Origin of the sequence: Ruminococcus sp. 1001136sp1_2201st1_G3_2201SCRN_220225 (assembly GCF_040924365.1) — a bacterium.
Lineage (GTDB): Bacteria > Bacillota > Clostridia > Lachnospirales > Lachnospiraceae > Blautia_A > Blautia_A faecis.
The window spans coordinates 19,827-42,862 of record NZ_JBCOME010000038.1 but is presented as its reverse complement, the minus strand read 5'-3'; the positions used below and the strand labels follow the sequence as shown (position 1 = coordinate 42,862).

Below are 23,036 nucleotides of genomic sequence, written 5' to 3'. Positions count from 1 at the left end.
GGAGCGTTGCGCCGGCGAGTGAGTAATACACATTGTCCAAATGCGTCCGCATTAAAGAACTTTTAATCAACTAAATAGCAATTCTCAATATACCTAATATTAGCAAATGTGCCGGATAAAAAATGTAGAAGAACCACTTAGAAAAGGTTCGATGTTTTTCGGAGCGCTTTCCGTTGTAGAGATAGATGATGCAAAGTGCTGAGAGCAGAATTCCGGCGGTGGCGCCGAGGGACTGGATAACAGCCCTGGCAGGAGTGGTCTGCTCCATGTTTTCTACAAGGTTTAACAGACCAAAGAACAGCATTGCCTTTCTGAAAACCTTCCATAAAAGTTTTTTTCGTTCAGGATTCTGGCCGCCAGCCAGATGGCTTTTCTGATCAGCATTCCGGCCGCCGGCTGGCAGCATTTTCCCCTGTGCATCCCGGAGGCCACCGCTTGCGAACCAGTAGGTGAAGATGGGGGCAAGAAGGGCCCAGTCACTGTAGGCGGAGGCAAATACCAGGCCCAAGATGCAGAGTATCCGCCGGGTTCCTGAAGGGATCTTTTCCATTGCATAAAGAATCAAAAAGCATAGAAAAAGGGTGAATAGCATGTTCATGTTTACGAAACTGATGGTTCCTTCTTCTGTAAATGCAAGACAGAAGGGAATTTCGGAGATCAGGGCAAACAGCAGAAGCCGTTTGCCGTATTTCTCTTTGGAGCGGGTGTAGCCGTAGCCTTCTACCAGAAAGTAGCACATGGTGATAGCGGTAAAATAACCCACGTCCACCATCACCTCAAAAAGGAAGGTACCTGGTTCCAGGAAAATGTTTGCAATATGGTTTAATAGCATGGTAAACATGGCTGCATATTTAATCTGGTCCCGGTTCATGCCTCAAAAATCCTCATCAGCATATCCGCCATACCCACAGAGTATCCAGCTGCTGCAAAAATGCCCTGGCAAGGGCCTTCGGTAATGACCATAAGCGGCAGCTTCTCGGAATCTACGTACATGCGGCGGGCGGTCATTTCCTTGTCCTTGCCGAAATCGTGGAAGTACACCTGAATTTCAGGGAACAGTTCCAGACATTTCACCATAGTAGCATTCTTTAAAGAATCTTTACTGCGAAGGATAAATATAACCTGCTTTTGGATTTTTTCATATTTTTCTTTCAAATCCATCATTTCATTGAGGATGTGCTCGGTAGGCTCGCGGCCCTCTTCTAACCAGAAGAGAATATTGCGCGCAACCAGACTATTCTCCCGTTTGGCAGCGTCTCCAAAGGCTACAGCCGCATCCAGCCCTTCGTCTGCCTTGCAAGGAACATCTATGTGCTCTGCATCAGACAGTTCGCAGCGCCTTCTTCCCGTCAATTCAGACACCAGCACCTGATTTCCAGCCCGATCGGTCAGCTTGGAATCCGGAATGGAATGACGGTTGAACATTTCCTCCAGACAATACTCCCGAAGCTCCAGTTCCACCCGCTTCGTCTCATCTTTTTCAATATGAAAATCGTATCTTTTTCCCAGAATGTTTCCATTTGGCAGACGGTTTCCAGTCAGGATCCGGTAATCTCCCGGCATAATATCCAATTCCAGTTTTCCAGCTTCCCACTTGCGGTCGCTGAAATCCAGGGTAAGGTATCCTCTTCCGTCTGTCACCGCAATGGTCCAGTTCTGGAAATAATTCCAGTCCCCTTTTTCCCCGGCGAAGACTGTAAGATGGGATTCCTTCCGGCTCTCTTCCAATACTGCTACAAACCTCATTCCATCCCAATATTCAATAGCTCCATCAGCAGGATTCAGACGTGCCGGGATTCCCAGAGTTCTGGCGATTGCCACGAAAAGCACCTTGTGGGATTTCTCTCCGGCAATTCCAAGCTCCAGTGCTGCACCAGGAGTGGTGTATGCAGTCAGGCGCTCTTTGTCATTGCGGACTGAAATGTTCTCTTCGATCCAGGTCCAGATGCTCTTGGGATCTGCTTCAAAGGCATCCCTCTGCCCCTTGTCAAAATAGCCCAGGATCTTCTTTCTCCACCTGGTAAGAACCTCATTTTCCACGCGGGGATTCCATACATATGGAATGTAAATCTCATCTGGATTAAATTCGCGATAAACCGAGGCCTCCTGATAATGGCCCTCCAGCACTTCTGGAAAAGCATCCCTTCTATCTTTCTCAGACAAAACAGCCATCATAGGCTCCACTTCCTTCATGGTATGTCCAAAAAGGCAGCGCTTCCACAGCGGCTGGAATTTCTCAATCTTACGTCGACAGTGTTCTGCCTCAGCGGCAATCCGGCGATTATTCTCTTCTTCCTGTTCTTGGGTAATATTCCAGCTTATTCTGCCGGTATCCTCCGGTGCATTCATGTCAAAATCCACCCAAAGCTCATCTTCATATTCCTCACCAAGAGTACAGGTAAAATGGTCGTCCTCTCTTGTGTCGATTACCTTTTCCCCGTAAGCACCATCATAAACAGCACAGATCAGCAGGCTTCCAAAACCGGTTTCAAAGGAAATACAGCCATTTTTGTCTGCTTCCATTATTGCAATCGGGGAAAATTCCCCATAGTTCATTACCTCAGCCCGTACTTTTGCCCCAGCAGCCGGAGTTCCATCCAGATCTTCCACTGTAATAGTGATCCACCTGGTTTTGGCATATTTACCAAGAAGATTGATGATCCGGTTCATTCCGTCTTTTCCGATCACTTTTTCGTCTGGCATAGCGCGGTCATACCATCTGGAGCCGATCATCATGGCCCTGGATGCTGCATTGGTAAACCAGCCCTTGTCCAGAACAGCTTCTGGCTCGCAAGCTCCCAGATAATGCCAGTCGCCATCGCACCAGACCTCTACCCAGGCGTGGTTGTCATCACAGTGGGACCATCTCGGCACATACACTGGTCTTGCAGGGATTCCGGCACTTCGCATTACATTTACCACAAAGACGGCTTCCTCACCACAGCGGCCTACACCGCTTCTGTAAATTTCCAGTGCGGAGCCGGTACGCATGTCCGTTCCCTGGTACATCACTTCTCCCGCACACCAGTGATTGATTTCCAGTGCAGCTTCCACCATGGCCTTCCCCTGGACCTTATCCTTTATTTTTTTCCAGAAATAGGTACGGCATGGTTTGATTTCTTCATCATTTGTCCGATGAAAAAGCACGTAATTCAGGAAATAAAGCTCTGGATAATTCTTTACATAAGGGGAATTTTCCCAGAGATAGATTCCCTGCTGCACATAATCCAGATAAGTGTCAAAGGTATAGTTTCCCACATCGCTGTAGGGCATATTGCTGTACAGATATTTCATTCCGATCACAATATCAGGACTTAGTGCTTCCATTCTCTTCTTTATCTCTTCCGCTTTTCCTGGCAGTTCCCTGGAAAAATCTTCAAAGTCTTTTTCTATCCGGTCTCTGTTTTTTTCAAGAAACATCTTATAATCTCCTCATCATTTTAAGCGTGATCACAATTTCACTCTAAACGGACATGCCGCCTGTCGGCGACATCTCCATATAGGAAAGTCAGCTGTTCCACGCCTATGGCGCTCCCACTTGGCAAAAATACTTTTGGGCGCAGACTTAATAAAATCGCAGTATTTCATATATCACAAGAGATTCTATTTTATATCAAGCATATTTATAATATTTCCATATCCAGCATCTTCTGCCAGCTGCTGGATCCCATCCCTTATTTCCTCCAGGGAATAGTTGTGCGCTTCCAGAAATTCATCCCCTTTGGATGCAGCATATTCGTAGAAAAACATAGCTTCTGCCAGAGCTTCTTTGTCAGCGTAATCGATCCGGTCAAGAAGTTCGTTCTCTGCCTCGTTGATCTCGCCTCTGTCCACCATGGTTTTCATATGGTGAAGCTTGTCTCCGGAAATCTGATATTTGGATTCTACCGGCAATTCCACCTGGACATATTTTTTCCCAAGCATGACGCTGGCAAGGACACGGGCAATCTCTTTGATCATACGCATAATGTAGTCTTTTTCGTCATCAGTGAACATAAATTTTCCTCCTGGATAAATGAGAGTTCGTGGCTTTAGGGTAGCACCTTCCCAACATCAGAACTATTTCTGACTACTCTTACTGACTGCGGCCACAAAAACCACAAAGGTTCCGCCCTGACACTTGTATGCGTCCTGGCAGAACCTTTGTCATTAAGCTTATTATTTCATTTTTGATATCCTTTTGTCAATATAAGATGAAAGAAATTCAACGCTTCCCTCCACGCCAAGAGTGCTGCTGTTCAGACTCAGATCATAGGTATGGGAATCTGACCATTTGGAATTGCAATGACTGTCGTGGTATTTCTTTCTCTTTCTGTCTTTCTCTTTGATAAAGCGCTCAGCTTCTTTATCGGTTTTTCCATAAAGACGGGCTACACGGGCAATTTTCTGATCCATGTCTCCAATAATGAAGATGGAAATCAGGCCCTCATAATCCTTCAGGATTGTCTCAGAGCAACGTCCTACAACTACAAAGGATTCTCCTTTTTCAGCCTTTTCCCGAAGAAAATTGAACTGCATCATAGCAACGTTGTCTGCCGGAGAACTGCTCATTCCTTTCACTGTGCGGTAAAGAAATTTGTTGTGCTTCATCTCGTCAAAGATTTCCAGCTCTTCTGGATTTACGTTATGGCTGTCTGCCACCTCGCGTAAAAGATTGTGATCGTATAAAGAAAGTCCATAGCGCTTGGCGATTCGCTCTGCAATTTCATGGCCTGCGCTTCCGAACTCTCGTCCGATGGAAATGATCACCTGTTTTTGTGTTTTCATGGTATCCTCCCTTCTAACCAGAGAAATCCGCTCTTGTTTCACGGATTTTTCCGGATAAAATGCCGTTAAAAGCGGGCAAGACCAACTGTCAGTTATTCATGGCATGCCAGATCTTTGGCACTGCTTTTTCTCTGATAATTGACAGTTCTACACTTCCCCCTTATGGCATTATAAATATCTAGCATAAATCATCAGCATGGAAACGAGGACAACCAGGATCGTGGCAGGTGCCATTGCCTTGCAGTATTTTCCCCATTTGATCATGTGACCGCTCTTGGCTGCTGTTGCGATACCGACTACGTTTGCAGAAGCTCCGATCGGGGTTGCACTTCCGCCGATGTCAGTACCCATTGCAAGAGCCCATGCCAGAATGGAAATATCAACTCCCTGTGCGGCTGCTAGACTGTCAATAACCGGGATCATGGTAGCTGCAAACGGAATGTTATCAATAAATGCACTTGCGATAGCAGATACCCAGATAATGATGGCGATCATTACCATCAGGTTTCCGCCGCTGACTTTTCCAATAAATCCAGCCAGGATCGTAAGGATACCGGTCTGCTCCAGACCGCCAACAACTACGAAAAGTCCTACGAAGAACAGCAGTGTCTTGTAATCAACCTTTTTCAGAAGGTCCAAAGCATCTTTTCCGGAAGTGATCAGTGTCACTGCTGCGATAAATACACCGATACAGGATACGGTAAGCCCTGTCTGGGAATGTGTTACCAGAAGGACAACAGCGCAGAGGAAGATCACACAGCTGATGGTGAAGCCCTTCTTGCTTACAATCGCTTCTTCCGGATCCGGTAACGTAGACGGATCAATTTTTCCCGCATTTTCGGTAAGCTCTTTGCGGAAAATAAAGTAAAAATAGATTACAACCAGTACCAGTGCGATCACCGCGATCAGACCTGTGTTTGTCACGAAATCTGCAAAGGAAAATCCAAGTGATGTTCCAATGATAATGTTCGGCGGATCTCCGCACATGGTTGCGGATCCACCAAGGTTGGCGCAGAAAATCTCTGCAAGGATCATTGGTACCGGATTAAATTTCAGCAGCTGTGACAATTCTACGGTAACCGCTGCAAGGAACAGGATTACGGTGATACTATCGATAAACATAGCAAGTACAAAGGACAGGAGCATAAATGTGATAAAGATCGGGATGATCTGGTATTTAACCAATTTCGCGATCTTCATGCATAACCAGCGGAAAAATCCGGAGTTTGCCATGCCTTCTACCATGATCATCATACCAGCGATGAACACGATAGTTTCCCAGTTGATTCCAGCAGAAGCTTCGCTTGCTTCACCTGCTGTGTGCCAGAATCCCGGTGAAAAAATACTATGTATGTTCAGTGTTTCAATAATTGCTGAGGGGCTGTGCATACAGATTCCAAATACAAGAATCAATGTAAGGAGCGCACATCCCAGCGTAACAATATGTCTTTCCCATACTTCTGTGATGATCAGAATGAACATCGCCAGGAAAATTACTACTGCAAAAATCTGTGCTATCATTTCTTTCCTCCATGACTGTCAAACCATGCCATCCAGATACCGACAGCAATGGCTGCAACAATCATTACTCCTATAAAAATATTAAGTAACATATAGTGCCATACCTCCAATCATATACGTTTGTTTACATGGAAAATAATTGCTCTCCACTGCAATGCTTTACTCATAATGAAAACAATTGCAGCAATCAGCAATATGAAACAATGGTATATGATCTTCAGTGCTTCTGTCCGTCCTGATGATGGATGTAACAGATGATAAACCGTCTGCCGTCAGCATCATTTCTGGTCAGCAGATGTTTCTTTGCTTTATAAAATACGGTATTCGCCAGCAGAACTGCCAGCATGATGAGCACCACAATTTCCACGCCTGACCTGTGGCGAAGGCGCTGGTCCGCCTCCAGCCTTACAGACACCTGCCGAAGTCCTGTCAATTCTTCTGCACTTGTCTGGGTGCTTCTGGAAAGCTCTGGTGAAATCAAAGAAGCTGAGGCCGGTTTCAGATCGTAAACATGCATAATGCTCTTCGCTTCCATGCCTGCAAAAAGCACACACAAAACCGCAACTGCCACACTGAAAAACAGGCAGACAAACCGGTTCGCACATTCGTTTTTTTTCACTTGGCCTCACCTCGATACCTAAAAAATTCGTTTTTATAATAGCAGATTTTATAAGGTTTTTCAACTGTTTTTGCAGAGGGCTGCAGGTCACCCTTTTCCATAATTATGTGCTGTTCTATATATTGGACACTTCTTTTTTTACAGGCAAAAATCGGACTGAAATGTATCTTTTCCAATGCATTTCAATCCGATTTATAATCACTCTCTTAATAAAATCCTGTTTAATTTTTACAGATTATTCAGCGTCTGTCTCCTCAGCTGCCTCGTCTGCTGTGTCAGCTTCTGCATCTGCTGCTTCTGTGTCCTCAGCCTCTGCGTCATCGCTATCCTCGAATGGGATAACGGCTCCGTCATATTTCTCGTTGATGAAGTCTTTGATCTCGTCAGATTTTAATACATCTACAAGAGCTTTGATCTTGTCGCTGTTCTCGTTTCCTTCTTTTACTGCGATTACGTTTACATATGTTTTGGCAGCTTCGGAATCAGAGGTCTCATATGCAAGTGCATCTTTGGATACAGAATAACCAGCCTGAAGTGCATAGTTTCCGTTAAGGACAATGTAAGAAGTCTCTTCTGCAACACGTGCTACCTGCTCAGCTGCAAGCTCAACGATTTCTACGTTGTATGGGTTCTCCTCAATATCGTTTACAGTTGCCTCAAGGCCAGCACCGTCTTTCAGTTTGATAATTCCGTTGTCCTGGAGAAGAAGAAGTGCTCTTGCCTCGTTTGTGGTATCGTTCGGTACTGCGATTGTGTCGCCATCTGCGATATCATCAAGGCTGGATTTTGTTCCAGGATAAATTCCAAAGGGCTCGTAGTGGATTCCGCCTGCATTTACAAGGTGAGTTCCTTTTTCCTCGTTGAAGCTGTTCAGATATGGAATGTGCTGGAAGTAGTTTGCATCGAAATCGCCGCTCTCTACAACTTCGTTTGGCTGTACATAATCATCAAATACCGTTACCTCAAGGTCGTATCCCTCTTCCTCAAGGATCGGTTTTGCTGCTTCAAGGATCTCGGAATGTGGTGTCTCGGATGCTGCTACTGTAATGGTTTTGTCATCATCTGCTGCGAAAACAACGGATGTTCCAACGGTTCCAAGTACTAATGCTCCTGTGAGTGCTGCTGCGATTAATTTTTTCATAATAAAGTTCCTCCTTATTTTTTGAAAAATATATTTAGTTTCTACATTACAATCATTTTTTATAATAAACAGGGGCTACTAAAAACTCCTGTCAATTATCGATTTTGGTTACTGCTCACAGATACCATTTCTTATAAAATAATCTGTGGCTTATTTTCTTTTATCCAGCTTGTTGGCTATGAACATACCAATTGTCTGGAAAATCTGTACCAGTACTACCAGAAGGATAACTGTCACCAGCATGATGTCCGTCTGCCAGCGGTTGTATCCGTAACGGACTGCAATGTCTCCAAGTCCGCCTCCTCCTACGGTTCCTGCCATTGCGGAGTAACCAAGGATAGTTCCTGTTACAATGGTAGCTCCTGAGATCAGGGATGTTCTTGCTTCTACCAGCATTACCCTAAATACGATCTGAAGGTTGCTTGCTCCCATGGATCTTGCAGCCTCGATAACTCCCGGGTCTACCTCATTTAAGGAAGACTCTACCATTCGTCCGATAAAAGGGATTGCCGCAATGGTAAGGGGTACGATAGTGGCTGTGGTTCCATAGCTTTTTCCTACCAGAAATCTGGTGAATGGAATGAGCAGGATCAACAGGATCAGGAATGGGATGCTTCGGAAAATATTTGCGATCACATCTAGGATCTTATATAGTACTGCGTTTGGCCGCAGACCCTCTTTGTCGGATACTTTCAGCAGGATTCCAAGGGGCATTCCAAATACATATCCGAAGAAGGTGGAAAACAGGGTCATATATAATGTTTCCCCTACACCTGCGATTATCATATCGGTTACTTGTTTCGTCCACATAATCAGTTCGCCTCCCCTATCTCAAGTCCACGTTCTGTAAGGAATTTCTTCATCTCCGGTACATTGGTACTGTCACTCATGAACTGGAGGATCATTTCTCCTTTGGCTACACCGCCTACGTTTTTGGTGTTTGCCTTCAGAATGTTTACAGGTTCGTGGAAGGTTAATATAAGGTTTGCGATTACTGGTTCGAATGCGGAGTTCTCAGAGAATACGATTCGAACGATTTCGCCGTCCTGGATTTCTGACTGGGTAAGCTTTTTGCTTTCTACGTCGTTTCCAGAATCCTTGCTAATCAGTTCTTTGGCTACCTGTGATTTCGGGTGGCTGAAGATTTCTTCTACAAGGCCTTGTTCTTTTACTTCACCGTCTTTCATAATTGCCACATGAGTACAAATCTCACGGACAACTGACATCTGGTGGGTAATGATCACAATGGTGATTCCGAATTTCTGATTGATGTCCTGCAAAAGTTCAAGTATGGAGGATGTGGTCTGGGGATCCAGAGCGCTTGTGGCTTCGTCACAGAGCAGTATCTGTGGATCGGAGGCCAGGGCTCTGGCGATTGCCACTCTTTGTTTCTGTCCACCGGAGAGCTGTGCGGGATATGCTTTCGCTCTGTCTGCCAGTCCTACGATTTCCAGAAGCTCCAGGGCTTTTGCTCTTGCTTCGGCTTTTTTCTTCCCCTGGATGTACAGTGGGAAGCAGACGTTTTCCAGTACGTTTTTCTGCATGAGCAGGTTAAAATGCTGGAAAATCATTCCTATTTTCTCTCGCTCTTTGCGGAGTTCTTTTGGGGAAAATTCGCTGAGGGATTTTCCGTCTATTAATACTTTTCCTTCGGATGGTACTTCCAGAAAGTTCATACATCGTACCAGGGTACTTTTTCCTGCACCGGACATTCCGATGATTCCGTAGATGTCTCCGGTTTCAATGGAGAGGCTTACGTGTTTCAGGGCTTGTACGGAACCGTCTTTGGTTTCGAAGGTTTTGCTCACATCTTGGATTAATATTGAAGACATGTCTTTCCTCTTTCCTTTAAGTGGTGTTTCATCGTCGATATGGTTACTATAACACAATTGGAGTAAAAGTGTTAATTCTTAAAAGTTTGGGCTAGTTATAGGGTAAGGCTATAGCTAAAGTGGACGCCAGCGGGGGAGGGATAAATCACGCTCGCCGTCGCAACGTTCTGGTGAGCTAATGACTAACTGCGACTAATGCGCTCGGGAGAGCCCTCTCGCATAAGTCTCCGTAAGTCATGGATCTCACCGCCACTAAGGGCGCTCCTTAAATGGCTCGCTTAGATTTATCCCTCCCCCACTGGCTGTGTACTGGTTGGTGAACAGTTGAGCGAAGCGGACGTTTGGGCGGGAAGGCGCTGCGCTGTTTCCGCCCAAACTGAAAGTGGGGGGTGTAGTGGGTGGTTAGGTTCAGCTTTAGTTGCAAATGGAAGTTTACGTAAGTGAATGGATTATCGTAATGCTTTGTCCTTGTATTTGGCAATCTCTTCCAGGTACTTCTGCCCTAATTTGCTAATTGTGGTACCTTTCCTAGCCAGGTAGCCAATTGTCATGACCTCGTCGGAGTCTAGCTTCACGGCGCAGTAGTCGGAGCCGTTTAGTTCTTCGCAGATGATTCCGGAGCAGAGGGTGTAGCCGTTGAGGCCTACCATCAGGTTCAGGAGGGTGGCGCGGTCGTTGGCTTTGATAAGGCGTTTGTATTCGTAGGTGCTCAGGACTTCTTCGGCGAAGTAGAAGGAGTTGTAGGTGCCTTGCTCGAAGGAGAGGCAGGGGTACTCGCGAAGGTCTTCCAGGGTGATCAGGTCGCGGTCGGCAAGGGGATGGCCTTTCCACATGTAGACATAGATGCTGCATTCCAGAATTGGGTGGAATTCCAAATTGAACTCGTGGAAAAGTTTCTCAAGGACTTTGTGGTTAAAGTCGTTCAGGTAAAGGATGCCGATCTCGCTTTTGAAGTCTTTTACGTCGGTGATGATGTCGTAGGTGCGGGTTTCGTGGACGGCGAATTCGTATTCGTCCATTCCGAACTGCTTCACCATTTCCACGAAAGCATTTACTGCGAAGGTGTAGTGCTGCATGGAAACACTGAATTTCTTCTTGGTATGTTCTTTGGAAACGTATTTGGATTCGATCAGTTCGTATTGCTCTACCACCTGGCGGGCGTAGCCCAGGAATTCCTCTCCCTCTGGGGTGACGGAAATTCCACGGTTGGTCCTGCGAAAAAGCTCTACTCCGATTTCCTCCTCCAGTTCACGGATTGCTGAGGATAAACTGGGCTGTGATATAAAAAGATTCCGGGCAGCTTCATTCATGGAATTGGAATTTGCCACCGTAATCGCGTAACGAAGTTGTGCCAGAGTCATATGGATTCCTCTTTTCTGTATTGTATTTTCAAACTAGCTTTTACATATATATCTAAAAATGCACAGATAAATTTTAAGCGAATATCATTATTTGGAATGAAAACAGTCTTTTCTGCATAATGATACCCCAGATACCCCAAATGAATCAACAATGTCAACACATCATCTTTAATTCTGAAAGTTATCATATCGTTGGTAAAAATTCCTGTATTTACTGGTACTGCTTCTCCTGCAATCATTCTCAGAACATCATCCCGGAGTCCTTCAAAATTCATATCAATATAAATCTGCAATGCCTCAAAAGTCTCTGTCTGATTCCAATAATTTCCCAGTTTTCCAAGGCGCATGCAGCTCACAACCGACTTCGGGCTGTATACAGATTCTACTTCTTCAAAAGAATAACCATCATACCAGTTTTTGATCTCATTAATATCCATCTGATACTTCTGGCAAAGTGCTTCTACTTCTTTTTCTGTAAAACCTACATATTCAGCCAAGGGGCCCGGATCAATCATTGAAAATTCATCGAACATATTCAGTGCACTGTGGGTTCCGTATTTCTTTATTGGCAAAATTCCCGTCATATAGGCAAGATAAATGTATTCTTTATCCTTAAGCAGATCACGCAGAAAATCAAGGTAAATCTCCTGCGCAGCCTTATCATGTTTGAACTCCCGGAAAATACAATCCCACTCGTCAATAATAACTATAAAAGGGCACTCACTTTCTGCAAAAATATCCTGCATAGTTTCCGCCAGATCATTTTCGTCATATAATTCCACATCAGGGTACTGTTTCTTCAATTCGCGGATTACTTTGCCTTCTACTCTCTCCAACAATTCCTTCACATTTGAACTTCTGCTCAAAAATTCCTGCATGTTCAGAAAAATGGTATCGTATTTATTCAAATGTTCCTCAAAGCTTTCATCCTTGGCAATTTCCAAACCGGAAAAGAGTTCTCTGGAATCACAGCCCTTACTGTAATAAGCCGTAAGCATATCTGCTGCCATAGACTTTCCAAAACGCCTTGGTCTGCTGACACATACACAGGACTGCAGCGTATCGACAATACTATTTGTATATTTTATTAATCCTGTTTTATCCACGTAAATATCCGAATTCACCGCTCTTTTGAATTTATTATTCCCCGGATTCAGGTAGATTCCCATAAGACAGCCGTCCTTTCTGCGATTTTGCGTTACCAATAAACAATAACAATTTTCTTCTATATTAACACAGCACTGCGATTTATTCCACTGAGGATTTTTGCCAGTCTTTAATACAAAAAAAGGGTGTATGACTAAAAAAGCCAAACACCACATTTCCATAGCCCGAGAATGGTACACAGCCTGACACCTTTTTGAAAAAAACTTTCAGCCGCATCCCTCCTCTTATTCTGTATAACTATTCCCATTCTCATCCGTCCAGGTTCCGTCGCCGTTGTCAATATAACCAGTACCATTATCATCCATATAGTAATAATCTCCATTAGTTGTTTCTGTAACTGTCACACCGTTTCCATTGGCATCTTGTAATACATGCTGCTCTAACTCGGCACCAAAATAATGGGTACTGTCATTTAAGGACTGGTAGGTCTTTCCATTTTCATCTGTAAAATAAACATCGTCATCGGTGCTGTATTCCATACCGTCAGCATCTACATATTCGCAGTCATAATTTTTGTAAATTGTTCTTTCTACAGAAACTGTATTTCCATCACTATCATACAGGGTGATTGTTGTGGTGGAAAGAATATCGGATGTAGCATCTGTTGTGGCAGTTGTGGTATTACTTGTCGCACCAGCTGTGGCATTACCTGCTGTACTGGCTGTGGTATTCCCTGCCACACCACCTGTGGTATTACCTGCTGTGCCAGCTGTGGTATTACCTGCTGTACTGGCTATGGTATTCCCTGCCGCGCCACCTGTAGTATTACCTGCTGTGCTATTTGCGGTATTACCTGCTGCACCACTTGCAGTATTACCTGCCGTACCAATGGAACTTACAGTATTTGATCCCTTCGTGGATGAAGAAGCCTTTTTATTTGAAGATACTATATTTGCAGCAGAATCAGAGGCAGAATTTCCGGTATTTTCTAAAGTTCCAGCTGAACAACCACTTAATGTCACCGCCGCCATAAGTGCTATCATTTTAACCAGTTTCATTTTCATAGTAAAATCCCCTTTCATTTTCTACTTTTGTAGAAGTTGGTTATATACTACATCTGTAGAAATTAAATGTCAATCACTTTTTCTACAATCGTAGAATTATTTAGGTTTTACTTCTGATATTCTTAATTCCAGATTACGCCCCAAAATCATTCCCACAATTTGCATGCCCCCATTATGAAACCCTCATCCAGGCAAAAACAGGAAGGATGCAACTCGCCAAGAATTGCATCCTTCCTGTTTTAAAACTATTTGTTTTACAACTATTTCTTTTACAACAAGCCTTTTATATTTCATATTCGGCAAAAAAATTTTATCACAACCAAGAATATTACTCAAACTCTTCCTCGGATTCCTCACTGCTCTCCCCGCCCATCCGCACACGGATTCCGTTGATCTCTACGTCTTCCATAGGAATCACCAGACACTTGCGGCCGTCAATGATCCTGGTCTCCACCAGTTCCACTTTATCTGGTTCAACATGGATCACTACATCCGGAGTTTTGATCTCGAATTTACGGGTATTGGTAATATTAGAGGCTACCATGGTGGCTTTTTCACCGGCTACAGCCTCATACTGGTTATCAAAAGTTTCCAGTTTCTCGTCTTCTACACCGCAGTCCTCAAAGAGACGTTTCACCTCAGACTGAGTGAGCACAACCGGGTCTGGGGAATCTTTCTGTGCTTCAATGATCTCGTTCAATTTCTCATGGATTCCAATAACGGTGTCATACTGGCAGTCGTCACCAAGGGTTTCCTCCACCAGCATGTTGAAAGAATCACGCTGTCCGCCTGCAGAAAGCGGAGCAGTACAGCCAAACACTTCATCCACAAAAATATCGTGAAGCTGCTCTGCATTCTTAGAATAGTAGAGCATGCCGTGGATGTCTGTGCTTCTGTCATTAAATAACGGGAAAAGGAAGCCGTTCTCTGGCATTTCCACGATCCAGTCACGGATACGGTCCTGGATCAGATTTGCCTCCGCATTGTAGCAAAGACCTGCCTTAGACAGCTTCACCGGACAGATACTGCAAAGAAGGTGCTCATAAATCTCTTCAGAAGCATCATCCATATCGATTCCATCTGAAGTTCTTCCCGGGATATCGTACACAGCGTGTACCAGGATTATGTAGTAATTTTCCGGATAATCGTAATTTTCGATAATTTTGTCATAAAAGCTCTCAATTAAAGCGTCATCCTTCAGTTTACTGGCGCGGAGCTTCATGAGGAATTCGTGTTTGCCACCCTCTTTTTCCTCTGCCAGAGGGAATTCCATATTCATCAGGTTCTTTCCAAGAGTACCAGAAAGGGTTTTCTTGAATATTTCAAAATATTTGAACATTTCTTCCTCGGAGAGGGAAAGGAACGCTTCTTTCAGTTCTGTTTTTTTATTCTTTTCAGCATCCACATAGCATCCACAAATTCTGGTAATGTTGCAATTGGCTGGTGTCAGCTGTTTCTTGATTTCAGAAATTTCTTTTTTGTTCATTTATATATGTCCTCCAGTATTCCAGAAAATATGTTTTCAAAACCGATATCCCATCTCTGATATGAATTGAGTCTGTTGCCTTGCGCTCCATCCATAAAGATTCTCTGAAAGTATTATCAGCTCCATAATTTCAGCTTTTTTATTTTAGCTTAACACTCCAGAAAATTTCAAGACTTACTTACAGAAACAATAAATCATGATTAATGGTCGTATAAAATAACTCCTTAAACTTCTCCATATCCCGTGTCTGTCCCAGCGCCCACATCATTTTCGTCACAGACGCCTCCAGCGTCATATCATACGACTCCAGCACCGGGAACCGTTCCTTGATGACCTTTCCAACCTGATAAACTTCCATGTCGCTTCCCTCATGGGTAACCTGGGTCGCCATGCACACAGGCTTGCCAGCTTCAATCCAATGCGCGATCGCATCTATAAAATTATCATTTTCGTAATGAGGCAGACCGCCTACGCCGAAGGATTCAATGATCAGTCCGGAATAAGAGGGAAAAAGAGCATCCAATACTTTCCCGTCAATCCCCGGAATCAATTTGAGCAGAAAAATCTTCTGATTCATCTCATGATAAAACACCAGTGGCTTGGTGGACTGGTCTTTGTCATCAATATAAAAAATAATCTTCTGATCGTGAATGGATGCAATATCCGGATAATTAATACTGGAAAAGGCATTGTAACTTTTGGAAAATTCCTTCTTTGCTCTGGTTCCTGCGATCACTTTTCCCCCAAACACAATGGAAATTCCATGAGCGCGGTCGTGAGAGGCAAAGCGGAGACTGTCCAGAAGATTGGAACGTGCATCTGTAATTGCCAGGTCAATAGGTTTCTGGGCACCGGTAATCACGATAGGTCTGCGGTTATTCTGGATCAGATAAGACAAAGCAGCAGCTGTATATGCCATAGTGTCCGTTCCATGGCAAAGCACAAAGCCATCATAAAATTCATATTTGGATTCGATCAGTCTGGCCAGCTTCAGCCAATGGTCTGCACACACATTGGTACTGTCCAGGGCAAAAGGCTGAACGGTATCAATGGTGCAGAATTCCCGGGCTTCAGGAATATATTCCAACAGCTCATCTGCGGAAATCTGCGGTGCCAGCCCCTCTGCTGTATATTTGGAAGCAATGGTTCCCCCGGTTGCAATAAGAAGTATCTTTTTCATGTTGTCCCCCTGTGTAATTGTTATCCACATGTTCAATCTGCTGTACCTGCATTTTCTGAAACCTTACTTTGTAGCGAAAAGCTTTTTTCATAAGTATTTTACTTTGTATAGACAAAGGGCCCGCCCGAATCACCCCAGGCAGGCTCTTTTATCATTTTCTCCACTTTATATAATCTCAATTCTTTCAGAAAACATTTTGCAATACATACGATACAACAAGTTTCGATCTTTATCTCACTTTTAGTTCTCCTCAGTTGTCTCTTCTGCAGTATCCTCTGCGTTCTCCTCAGAATCAGCGCTCTCGCTGCTGTCCTCGGCCTTGCTGTCTGCACTGTCCTCTTCTGCAGTCTCGTCTGTACTGTCAGCGCTGTCTGTGGTATCAGCTTCCTCTGCGCTGTCGCTCTTTGCAGCATCTGTCTCAGCAGTATCAGCATCCTCGTCCTCATCTGCTGCCTCGGCATCCTCAGAAGTAGTATCCTCGGTAGCATCTGTTGTATCAGCTGCTGCATCTTCACTTGTATCCGCTGTAGTCTCCTTAATTGTAAAGCTGTGCTCATCTGTAATTGTCAAAGTAGAAAGCACCTTATCATTTACAGTAATATCAGCATCATCCAGCCATTTCTGAGTTGTCTCGGAATAGTATTCGCTGCGCTTGGTGTTCTCAAGGGACTCTTTCTTGGAAGCGGTTGCATCCTCGTCTTTTACTTTGTCCATCCGAAGTACATATACGCTGCTATCAGTCTCAACCAGCTCGTCGTAAACCTCTCCATCCTTCAGAGTTCTCAGCGCTTCTACAACAGCGTCATCATAAGAATTGGAAATATCCTCATCATCACTGTCATTTGTGAAAATAGTTCCGGTCAGTCCGCTGTAAGTATCATCAACAGCCTTGGCTGTCTCGCCCATGTCTGCTGTCGGATCCTCTTTCATCTTATCCAGGATCTCCTGTGCCTGCTCCTTGCGGGTAGCAATATCATCATCGGTAAGGTCATCTCCACTGATGGAAATACTTACATAGCTGAAAGAAGACTGCTGTGCCTCCTCATCCGTTATGTTAACCTCAGCCTCGTTGCGGATCGGATCGTAAATTCTCTGACGATAAGTCTCAAGCTCCAGAAGAGTCTTAACCTGATCTTCGGAAACAGCAAGCTCCTTCAGAGTGTCCTCGTCATTGTCCTGCATAAACTGTGCTGCTGCATCTGCAATAGCAGTCTCATCATCAGAAGTAACCTCAACGCCATAGTCTGCTGCCTTCTCCTTCATGATGTACATCAGCTCAACCTGCTCCAGGAACTGTCCTACAGCCTGCTCACCGTACGTAGTACCAGCATCCTCATCTACTACCTGGCTCCAGATATTTCCTGCACTTCCCATAAAGCTCTTATACATGGCAACGGTCTGTGCCTGTGACTCACGTGCATACAGACTTACAACACCCATAGGAATGTCTGTGCCATCTACAGTCGCAACGGTTTTCTCTCCATCTATAGACTTACTTCCACATCCGGAAAGCATTCCAATTGCCATTACGCCACTTAATGCCACTACGGTTGTGTTCTTCACGATTTTCTTCATATTGATCACCAATTACCCTTTCACTGATGTGCCGCTTAGTCACCACGCACAGCCGACATGATTTCCCAATGCGGACACGCTAATAAGAGTATAAAACTTTTTTCCCATGAGGGCAAGTAGAAAGGGGAAAATCTGATAGAATTCACACAATTTTCGCGAATTTCCATCGGATCTTCCCCACCCAAAACCTACTTTAAATCAAAATATCCGAAAGCATTCAACAGCCCAGCTGTCTACTACTTTTCGCTCTTTCCTTCCTCTTCCACCAATTCCATCAGTTCCTTTGCAAACACCGTCAGCGCCTGCACAATATCCCCCACCGGTGCAAACAGGAACTTCGGTTCTTTATCCGGTTTAAACTGCAGCTGTCTGCGGTACTTGGCAACCAGCGGCGGAATTCCTTCCGGGTTCAGATGTGCATTTTCGTAAAGGGTGATCCTGATCTCACGCTGCATCTGCTTGATTTCCGTAATGTAGCCCTGATGTGCCAGTGCTTTCAGTCTTGCAATAGCCAGCAGATTCAGCACTGCTTTCGGCGGCTCCCCAAACCGGTCGATCAGCTCTTCCAGCATATCATCATACTCCTGCTGGGACTCAATCCCTGCAATGCGCTTATAAATATCCAGTTTCTGGAATTCATTGCTGATGTAGGTGTCCGGGATAAAAGCATCCATATTCAGGTCAATGGTAGTCTCGAAGTCTTCCATGGTATGAATACCCTTTGCCTCCTTGACCGCCTCGCTAAGCATTTTACAGTAAAGATCATAGCCCACTGCGTTCATATGCCCATGCTGCTGTGCTCCCAGCAGATTTCCAGCCCCTCGAAGCTCCAGATCACGCATGGCGATCTTAAATCCGCTTCCCAGATCTGTAAACTCACGGATAGCAGAAAGTCGTTTTTCCGCCACTTCCCGAAGCATGGTGTTCCTTCGGTACATCAGAAACGCATACGCTGTCCTGTTGGAACGTCCGATCCTGCCTCGCAGCTGATAAAGCTGGGAAAGCCCATACTTGTCAGAATCATGGATGATCATGGTATTTACATTGGAAATATCCAGTCCTGTCTCGATAATAGTAGTGGAAACCAGCACATCAATGTCCCCATTGATAAAGTCATACATAACCCGTTCCAGTTCTCTCTCGCTCATCTGTCCATGGGCAAAATCCACCCTTGCGTCCGGCACCAGCTTGGAAATCCGCAGGGCAACCTCATCAATATCTGTAACCCGGTTATAAACATAATAAACCTGGCCGCCTCTTCGCAGTTCTCTTCCGATAGCTTCCCTGACAGTCTCCTCATCATACTCCATCACATAAGTCTGGATCGGCATACGATCCATAGGCGGCTCCTCCAGCACACTCATGTCACGGATTCCGATCATACTCATATGAAGGGTTCGTGGAATGGGTGTCGCAGTCAGAGTCAGAACATCAATATCCTTTTTCAGCTGCTTGATTTTCTCCTTGTGAGTAACGCCGAAACGCTGTTCCTCGTCAACGATCAGAAGCCCCAGATTCTTATACTCCACATCCTTGGAAAGAACTCTGTGGGTACCGATCACAACGTCTACCTGTCCTTTTTTCAGATCCTGCAAAGTCTTTTTCTGCTGGGCAGGTGTACGGAATCGGCAAAGCAGATCCACGCGCACCGGAAACTCCTTCATTCTCTGGACAAAGGTGTTGTACACCTGCTGCGCCAAAATGGTAGTTGGTGCAAGGTAAACAACCTGCCGGCTCTCCTGCACCTCTTTAAACGCTGCGCGAAGAGCAACCTCCGTCTTACCATATCCAACATCTCCGCACACCAGACGATCCATGATCTTGGTGCTCTCCATATCCCGCTTGGTATCCTCGATGGCGTTCAGCTGATCCTCTGTCTCCTCATATGGGAACATTTCCTCAAATTCCTTTTGCCACACTGTATCCGGACCGCACACATAACCTTCTTTTTCCTGGCGCACAGCGTAAAGCTCCACCAGCTCTTTGGCGATATTTTTGACAGCGCCCTTTACCTTGGACTTCGTGCGGTTCCACTCCTGGGTTCCCAGCTTGTTCAACTTCGGTGCCTTGGCTGTATCTGCGCCGGAATATTTCTGCAGCGCATCCAGCTGCGTTGCCAGAATATACAGATTACTTCCATCACGATATTCAATCTTGATATAGTCTTTTAAGACCTTATCTACTTCAACTTTCTCAATTCCACGGTAAATTCCCAGTCCATGCTTTTCATGGACCACATAATCCCCGATAGACAGCTCTGCAAAATCCTGGATCCGCTTGCCGTTGTAGACTTTTTTCTTTTTCTTTTTTTTCTGCTCCTGGCCGAAAATATCGGACTCTGTGATCACCGCAAATTTGATCAGCGGATACTCAAAGCCTTTCCGGGCGTGTCCATAGAGAACCATAATTTCCCCTGGATTGATCACGCGGTCATAATCTGAACCGTAAAAAGCATTCAGCTCATGCTCCTGCAAATCCTTTGCCAGACGCTCCGCCCTTGTCCTGGAACCGGAAAGCAAGGCAATCTGGTAGCCTTTTTTCTTATACTTTCTCAGATCCTCCACCAGAAGCTCAAAGCTGCTGTTATAAGAAGTTACGCTCTGCACCGTCAGATTATATTTCTCCGGGGCAAAATTCCACTCCACGCCTCTTGGCTCCAATGCCGACAACGACACTGCACGAAGTTTATTCAGCTCTTTCTGAACCTTGGAAAATTCACAAAGCCACTGAACCGGAAGGTTCTTTTCTCCTTTTTCTTCACGATGTGTGCGGCTGGCGGCATACTCTTCCTCCACGCCCAGTCCGTTTTCCAAAATACGGTTGGGTTCATCCAGAAACAGAAGCATTTTTTCCCTGGGAAAATAATCCACAAAAGATACCATCTTTTTGCCGTTATTCCACTCCACAGCCGGATAAATGGCAATCTCATCCAGATTTTCAAGAGAGCGCTGGCTCTCTGCGTCAAAGCTTCGGATAGAATCCACTTCATCTCCCCACAGCTCAATTCTCCATGGATTCTCTTCTGTAAGGGAATAAATATCTACAATACCACCGCGCACAGAAAACTGTCCCGGCATTTCCACCTGTCCTACGCGTTCATATCCAAGCTGCACAAGGGTATTTTTCAGTACATCCATGTTGATCACGCTGTCAGAATAGAAATGAAGCACCTTTTTCCCGATTTCTTCCAGGGGCATCAGATAGTCCATACAGCCGTCAATGCTGGTAACCACAGTCAGTTCCTTCTGCTCCAGAAGTGCCTTTACCACACACATTCTCTGGCGGATCAACAGATTTCCCTGAATATCTGCCTGGAAAAAGAGAAGATCCTTCGCCGGGTAAAACATGGTATTTTTGTCATAAAAGCGCAAGTCCTCGAAGATTTCCTTAGCCTGGCGCTCATCTCCTGCGATCACAAGGCGCATAGGTGTTTTGCCGGAAAGCCCATGGATCAGATGTGCCTTCTGGGATTCCAGACAGCCTGTGATCTGCACAATGCCTTGATTTTTCTCAAGGCTTTTTTCTATTTCTTCAAATTCTGCCATCCCCTTCAGGGGCTGGGTAAATGAAAGCATGGCTTTCCTCCTTTTCTCAAAAGCCGCACCTTAGAGCCCACCCAAAACATGAAACCATTCCTGCAAGCTATCTGCACGTCATAATTTTCACAAAGCTTTTGGGGGACGCTCCAGGGGCAAAAGAAGCCCAGCTTGTTGCTGGACTTCCTTTGTTACTCAGTAACCCTCTTTCGGTTGTATTCATTCATCGCCGCATCCGGACCATCTGTTATAATTTTTTCTACAGCATCTGCTGCAAACTCAATTGCTTCATCCACGAGCTTGCGGTCCCCGGATGAAAAACGGCCAAGCACATGGTCTGCCAGATCCCATCCTTTTGGTTTGGCTCCTACACCAATTTTTACACGCATGAATTTCTGTGTGCCAAGTCTGCCAATAATGTCCTTCAGACCATTATGGCCGCCTGCACTGCCCTGCTTCCGGATACGAAGCTGTCCCGGCTCCAGATCAATATCGTCCTGAATAATGATCAGCTCACTCTCCGGATTGATTTTGAAATAAGCAGCCATCTCCTGTACCGGACCACCGCTTAAATTCATAAAGGACAAAGGTTTCATAAAGATTACCTTCTCTCCTCCGATGAATCCGGAACCGTACATAGCATTAAATTTTACGCCGCCCTGCGGAATCTTATGACGTTCCACAAGCACATCGATCGTATCAAAACCCATATTGTGGCGGGTCGCCTCATACTGCTTCCCGGGGTTTCCCAGTCCAACAACTAAATACATAATCTTATTTTCCTTATTCTACTACGAAAGTCCTCCACAGCAATTCCAAAGCTCTAGAGCCGCAGCCTGCTTAACCAATAGCATAAAGCAGATGACTTTCATTTATTATCAAATTAGTTGAAATAAACCATCTCATCAGCCAGAGGTTCGCACGGGGTCACATTCTCTGCATAAAGAACAATTCCCTCGCCCTGGTACTCAGAACGGTTTTCAAAGGCAACCTTGGCAGTCACCTCAACCCACTCGCCGGGCTTCAGCTTCGGTGCATATGCACTCTTACAGATATATCCCAGGAATGAAGTATCATCTGCACAGCAGGTCATGGCAGTACGTCCCGGAATGAAGAACTTGCTGCCCATACCTCTCGGACGTCTTGCACGAGCCTTAAAGCGAAGAGTTTTTCCCACATAACGATCCGGATGATCCATAGCATCTACAAACCAGATTCCGTAATCTTCAGGCGGAATATCTACAATCTCTGCATCCAGGTCAAATGGCATCTGATCTGCGAAAATATCCGTCATCTCGCCTTCTTCGTCCTCAAAAATAACCTCTGCACTTGGGTTTACAACCTTAATGCTTCTGCGGAAGTTTGCAAGAGGATATTCTTTCTTGCTGCGGTTAAACACAACCATATCCGCATTACGAACCATATCCATAAAAATGGATTTCATATTCTGCATATATACCTGGAATGTGCTTGCATCTACACAGGTAATGTGCTGTTCAATTCCCCAGCCTGCCGGGAGCTTCATCTCCTCAAATTTGCTTACCAGCCACATTCCATTATATTCCATAACCACACGCTCCGGCTGATGGATAATATCCAGTGCCTGAAGGCGCTCCGGTGTAAAATCTTCTTCTTTCTCAATAACCTCGACTACAACATTATCTTTTGCAAGAGCCTCTTCATCGTACTCTTCCTCTCCCTCTTCGCAGAGAATGAGAAGTGTCTTTCCCTCTGTACGGAAGTAATCCTGCTGGAGGGTAAAGCTAAGGAAAGAGGTCTTGCCGCTTTCCAGGAAGCCGGTTATGAGATAAATCGGTACTGTAATTTCATCCATTTACAGAAACCTC

18 protein-coding genes are annotated in these 23,036 nt (G+C 45.0%); all 18 read right to left on the bottom strand.

Translation table 11 applies throughout. From position 1 onward, the window contains the following. Window positions 1-70 precede the first annotated feature (70 nt). The 18 genes from AB5642_RS12815 to AB5642_RS12730 all read right to left on the bottom strand — a co-directional run bounded on the left by AB5642_RS12815 (window position 71) and on the right by AB5642_RS12730 (window position 23,023). Window positions 71-871: a TraX family protein gene (locus AB5642_RS12815; protein ID WP_173719244.1), complete on the bottom strand. Its 801-nt coding sequence runs from the start codon at window positions 869-871 to the stop codon at window positions 71-73. After that, window positions 868-3,420 carry a transglutaminase domain-containing protein gene (locus AB5642_RS12810; protein ID WP_368371681.1) on the bottom strand — a complete coding sequence of 851 codons (2,553 nt, stop codon included), beginning with the start codon at window positions 3,418-3,420 and terminating at the stop codon, window positions 868-870. The genes AB5642_RS12815 and AB5642_RS12810 overlap by 4 nt, the downstream gene beginning before the upstream one ends. Before the next feature lie 183 nt (window positions 3,421-3,603). After that, window positions 3,604-3,996, bottom strand: a complete 393-nt coding sequence (locus AB5642_RS12805) for a DUF6483 family protein (protein ID WP_148461579.1) — start codon at window positions 3,994-3,996, stop codon at window positions 3,604-3,606. A 162-nt stretch (window positions 3,997-4,158) separates the two neighbouring features. Further along, window positions 4,159-4,767 carry an AAA family ATPase gene (locus AB5642_RS12800; protein ID WP_148461578.1) on the bottom strand — a complete coding sequence of 203 codons (609 nt, stop codon included), beginning with the start codon at window positions 4,765-4,767 and terminating at the stop codon, window positions 4,159-4,161. Between the two features lie 168 nt (window positions 4,768-4,935). Beyond that, a complete protein-coding gene (locus AB5642_RS12795) occupies window positions 4,936-6,288 on the bottom strand; it encodes an SLC13 family permease (protein WP_148461577.1) in 1,353 nt (450 codons plus the stop codon). A 217-nt stretch (window positions 6,289-6,505) separates the two neighbouring features. Next, entirely contained in the window at window positions 6,506-6,907 is a 402-nt protein-coding gene (locus tag AB5642_RS12790) for a hypothetical protein (RefSeq protein ID WP_173719242.1), read from the bottom strand. A 235-nt stretch (window positions 6,908-7,142) separates the two neighbouring features. Beyond that, window positions 7,143-8,048 (bottom strand): MetQ/NlpA family ABC transporter substrate-binding protein, encoded by a 906-nt coding sequence (locus AB5642_RS12785; RefSeq protein WP_173719241.1) that lies wholly within the window; start codon window positions 8,046-8,048, stop codon window positions 7,143-7,145. A gap of 150 nt (window positions 8,049-8,198) precedes the next feature. Further along, window positions 8,199-8,858 (bottom strand): methionine ABC transporter permease, encoded by a 660-nt coding sequence (locus AB5642_RS12780; protein ID WP_117849363.1) that lies wholly within the window; start codon window positions 8,856-8,858, stop codon window positions 8,199-8,201. A 2-nt stretch (window positions 8,859-8,860) separates the two neighbouring features. Further along, window positions 8,861-9,880 carry a methionine ABC transporter ATP-binding protein gene (locus AB5642_RS12775; protein WP_173719240.1) on the bottom strand — a complete coding sequence of 340 codons (1,020 nt, stop codon included), beginning with the start codon at window positions 9,878-9,880 and terminating at the stop codon, window positions 8,861-8,863. A gap of 449 nt (window positions 9,881-10,329) precedes the next feature. Continuing rightward, the gene (locus tag AB5642_RS12770) at window positions 10,330-11,241 is read right to left on the bottom strand and encodes a LysR family transcriptional regulator (RefSeq protein ID WP_118583712.1); all 912 of its coding nucleotides are present in this window, start codon (window positions 11,239-11,241) and stop codon (window positions 10,330-10,332) included. Then, window positions 11,238-12,410 carry an AAA family ATPase gene (locus AB5642_RS12765; protein WP_148461573.1) on the bottom strand — a complete coding sequence of 391 codons (1,173 nt, stop codon included), beginning with the start codon at window positions 12,408-12,410 and terminating at the stop codon, window positions 11,238-11,240. The genes AB5642_RS12770 and AB5642_RS12765 overlap by 4 nt, the downstream gene beginning before the upstream one ends. 222 nt (window positions 12,411-12,632) lie before the next feature. Continuing rightward, window positions 12,633-13,412, bottom strand: coding sequence for a hypothetical protein (locus AB5642_RS12760; RefSeq protein ID WP_195391769.1), 780 nt, complete (start codon window positions 13,410-13,412; stop codon window positions 12,633-12,635). Window positions 13,413-13,740: 328 nt separating this feature from the next. Beyond that, window positions 13,741-14,898, bottom strand: a complete 1,158-nt coding sequence (locus AB5642_RS12755; RefSeq protein WP_118583706.1) for a DUF4317 domain-containing protein — start codon at window positions 14,896-14,898, stop codon at window positions 13,741-13,743. Between the two features lie 178 nt (window positions 14,899-15,076). Then, window positions 15,077-16,078 carry an asparaginase gene (locus tag AB5642_RS12750; RefSeq protein WP_118583704.1) on the bottom strand — a complete coding sequence of 334 codons (1,002 nt, stop codon included), beginning with the start codon at window positions 16,076-16,078 and terminating at the stop codon, window positions 15,077-15,079. Window positions 16,079-16,318: 240 nt separating this feature from the next. Beyond that, complete coding sequence (locus tag AB5642_RS12745; RefSeq protein ID WP_173734764.1) at window positions 16,319-17,653, bottom strand: FKBP-type peptidylprolyl isomerase; 1,335 nt, start codon at window positions 17,651-17,653, stop codon at window positions 16,319-16,321. 236 nt (window positions 17,654-17,889) lie between these two features. Continuing rightward, window positions 17,890-21,228 (bottom strand): transcription-repair coupling factor, encoded by a 3,339-nt coding sequence (gene mfd / locus AB5642_RS12740; protein ID WP_173772129.1) that lies wholly within the window; start codon window positions 21,226-21,228, stop codon window positions 17,890-17,892. A gap of 152 nt (window positions 21,229-21,380) precedes the next feature. Next, window positions 21,381-21,959, bottom strand: a complete 579-nt coding sequence (gene pth / locus AB5642_RS12735; protein ID WP_173719233.1) for an aminoacyl-tRNA hydrolase — start codon at window positions 21,957-21,959, stop codon at window positions 21,381-21,383. Between the two features lie 113 nt (window positions 21,960-22,072). Continuing rightward, entirely contained in the window at window positions 22,073-23,023 is a 951-nt protein-coding gene (locus tag AB5642_RS12730; protein WP_148461569.1) for a GTP-binding protein, read from the bottom strand. Window positions 23,024-23,036 lie beyond the last annotated feature (13 nt).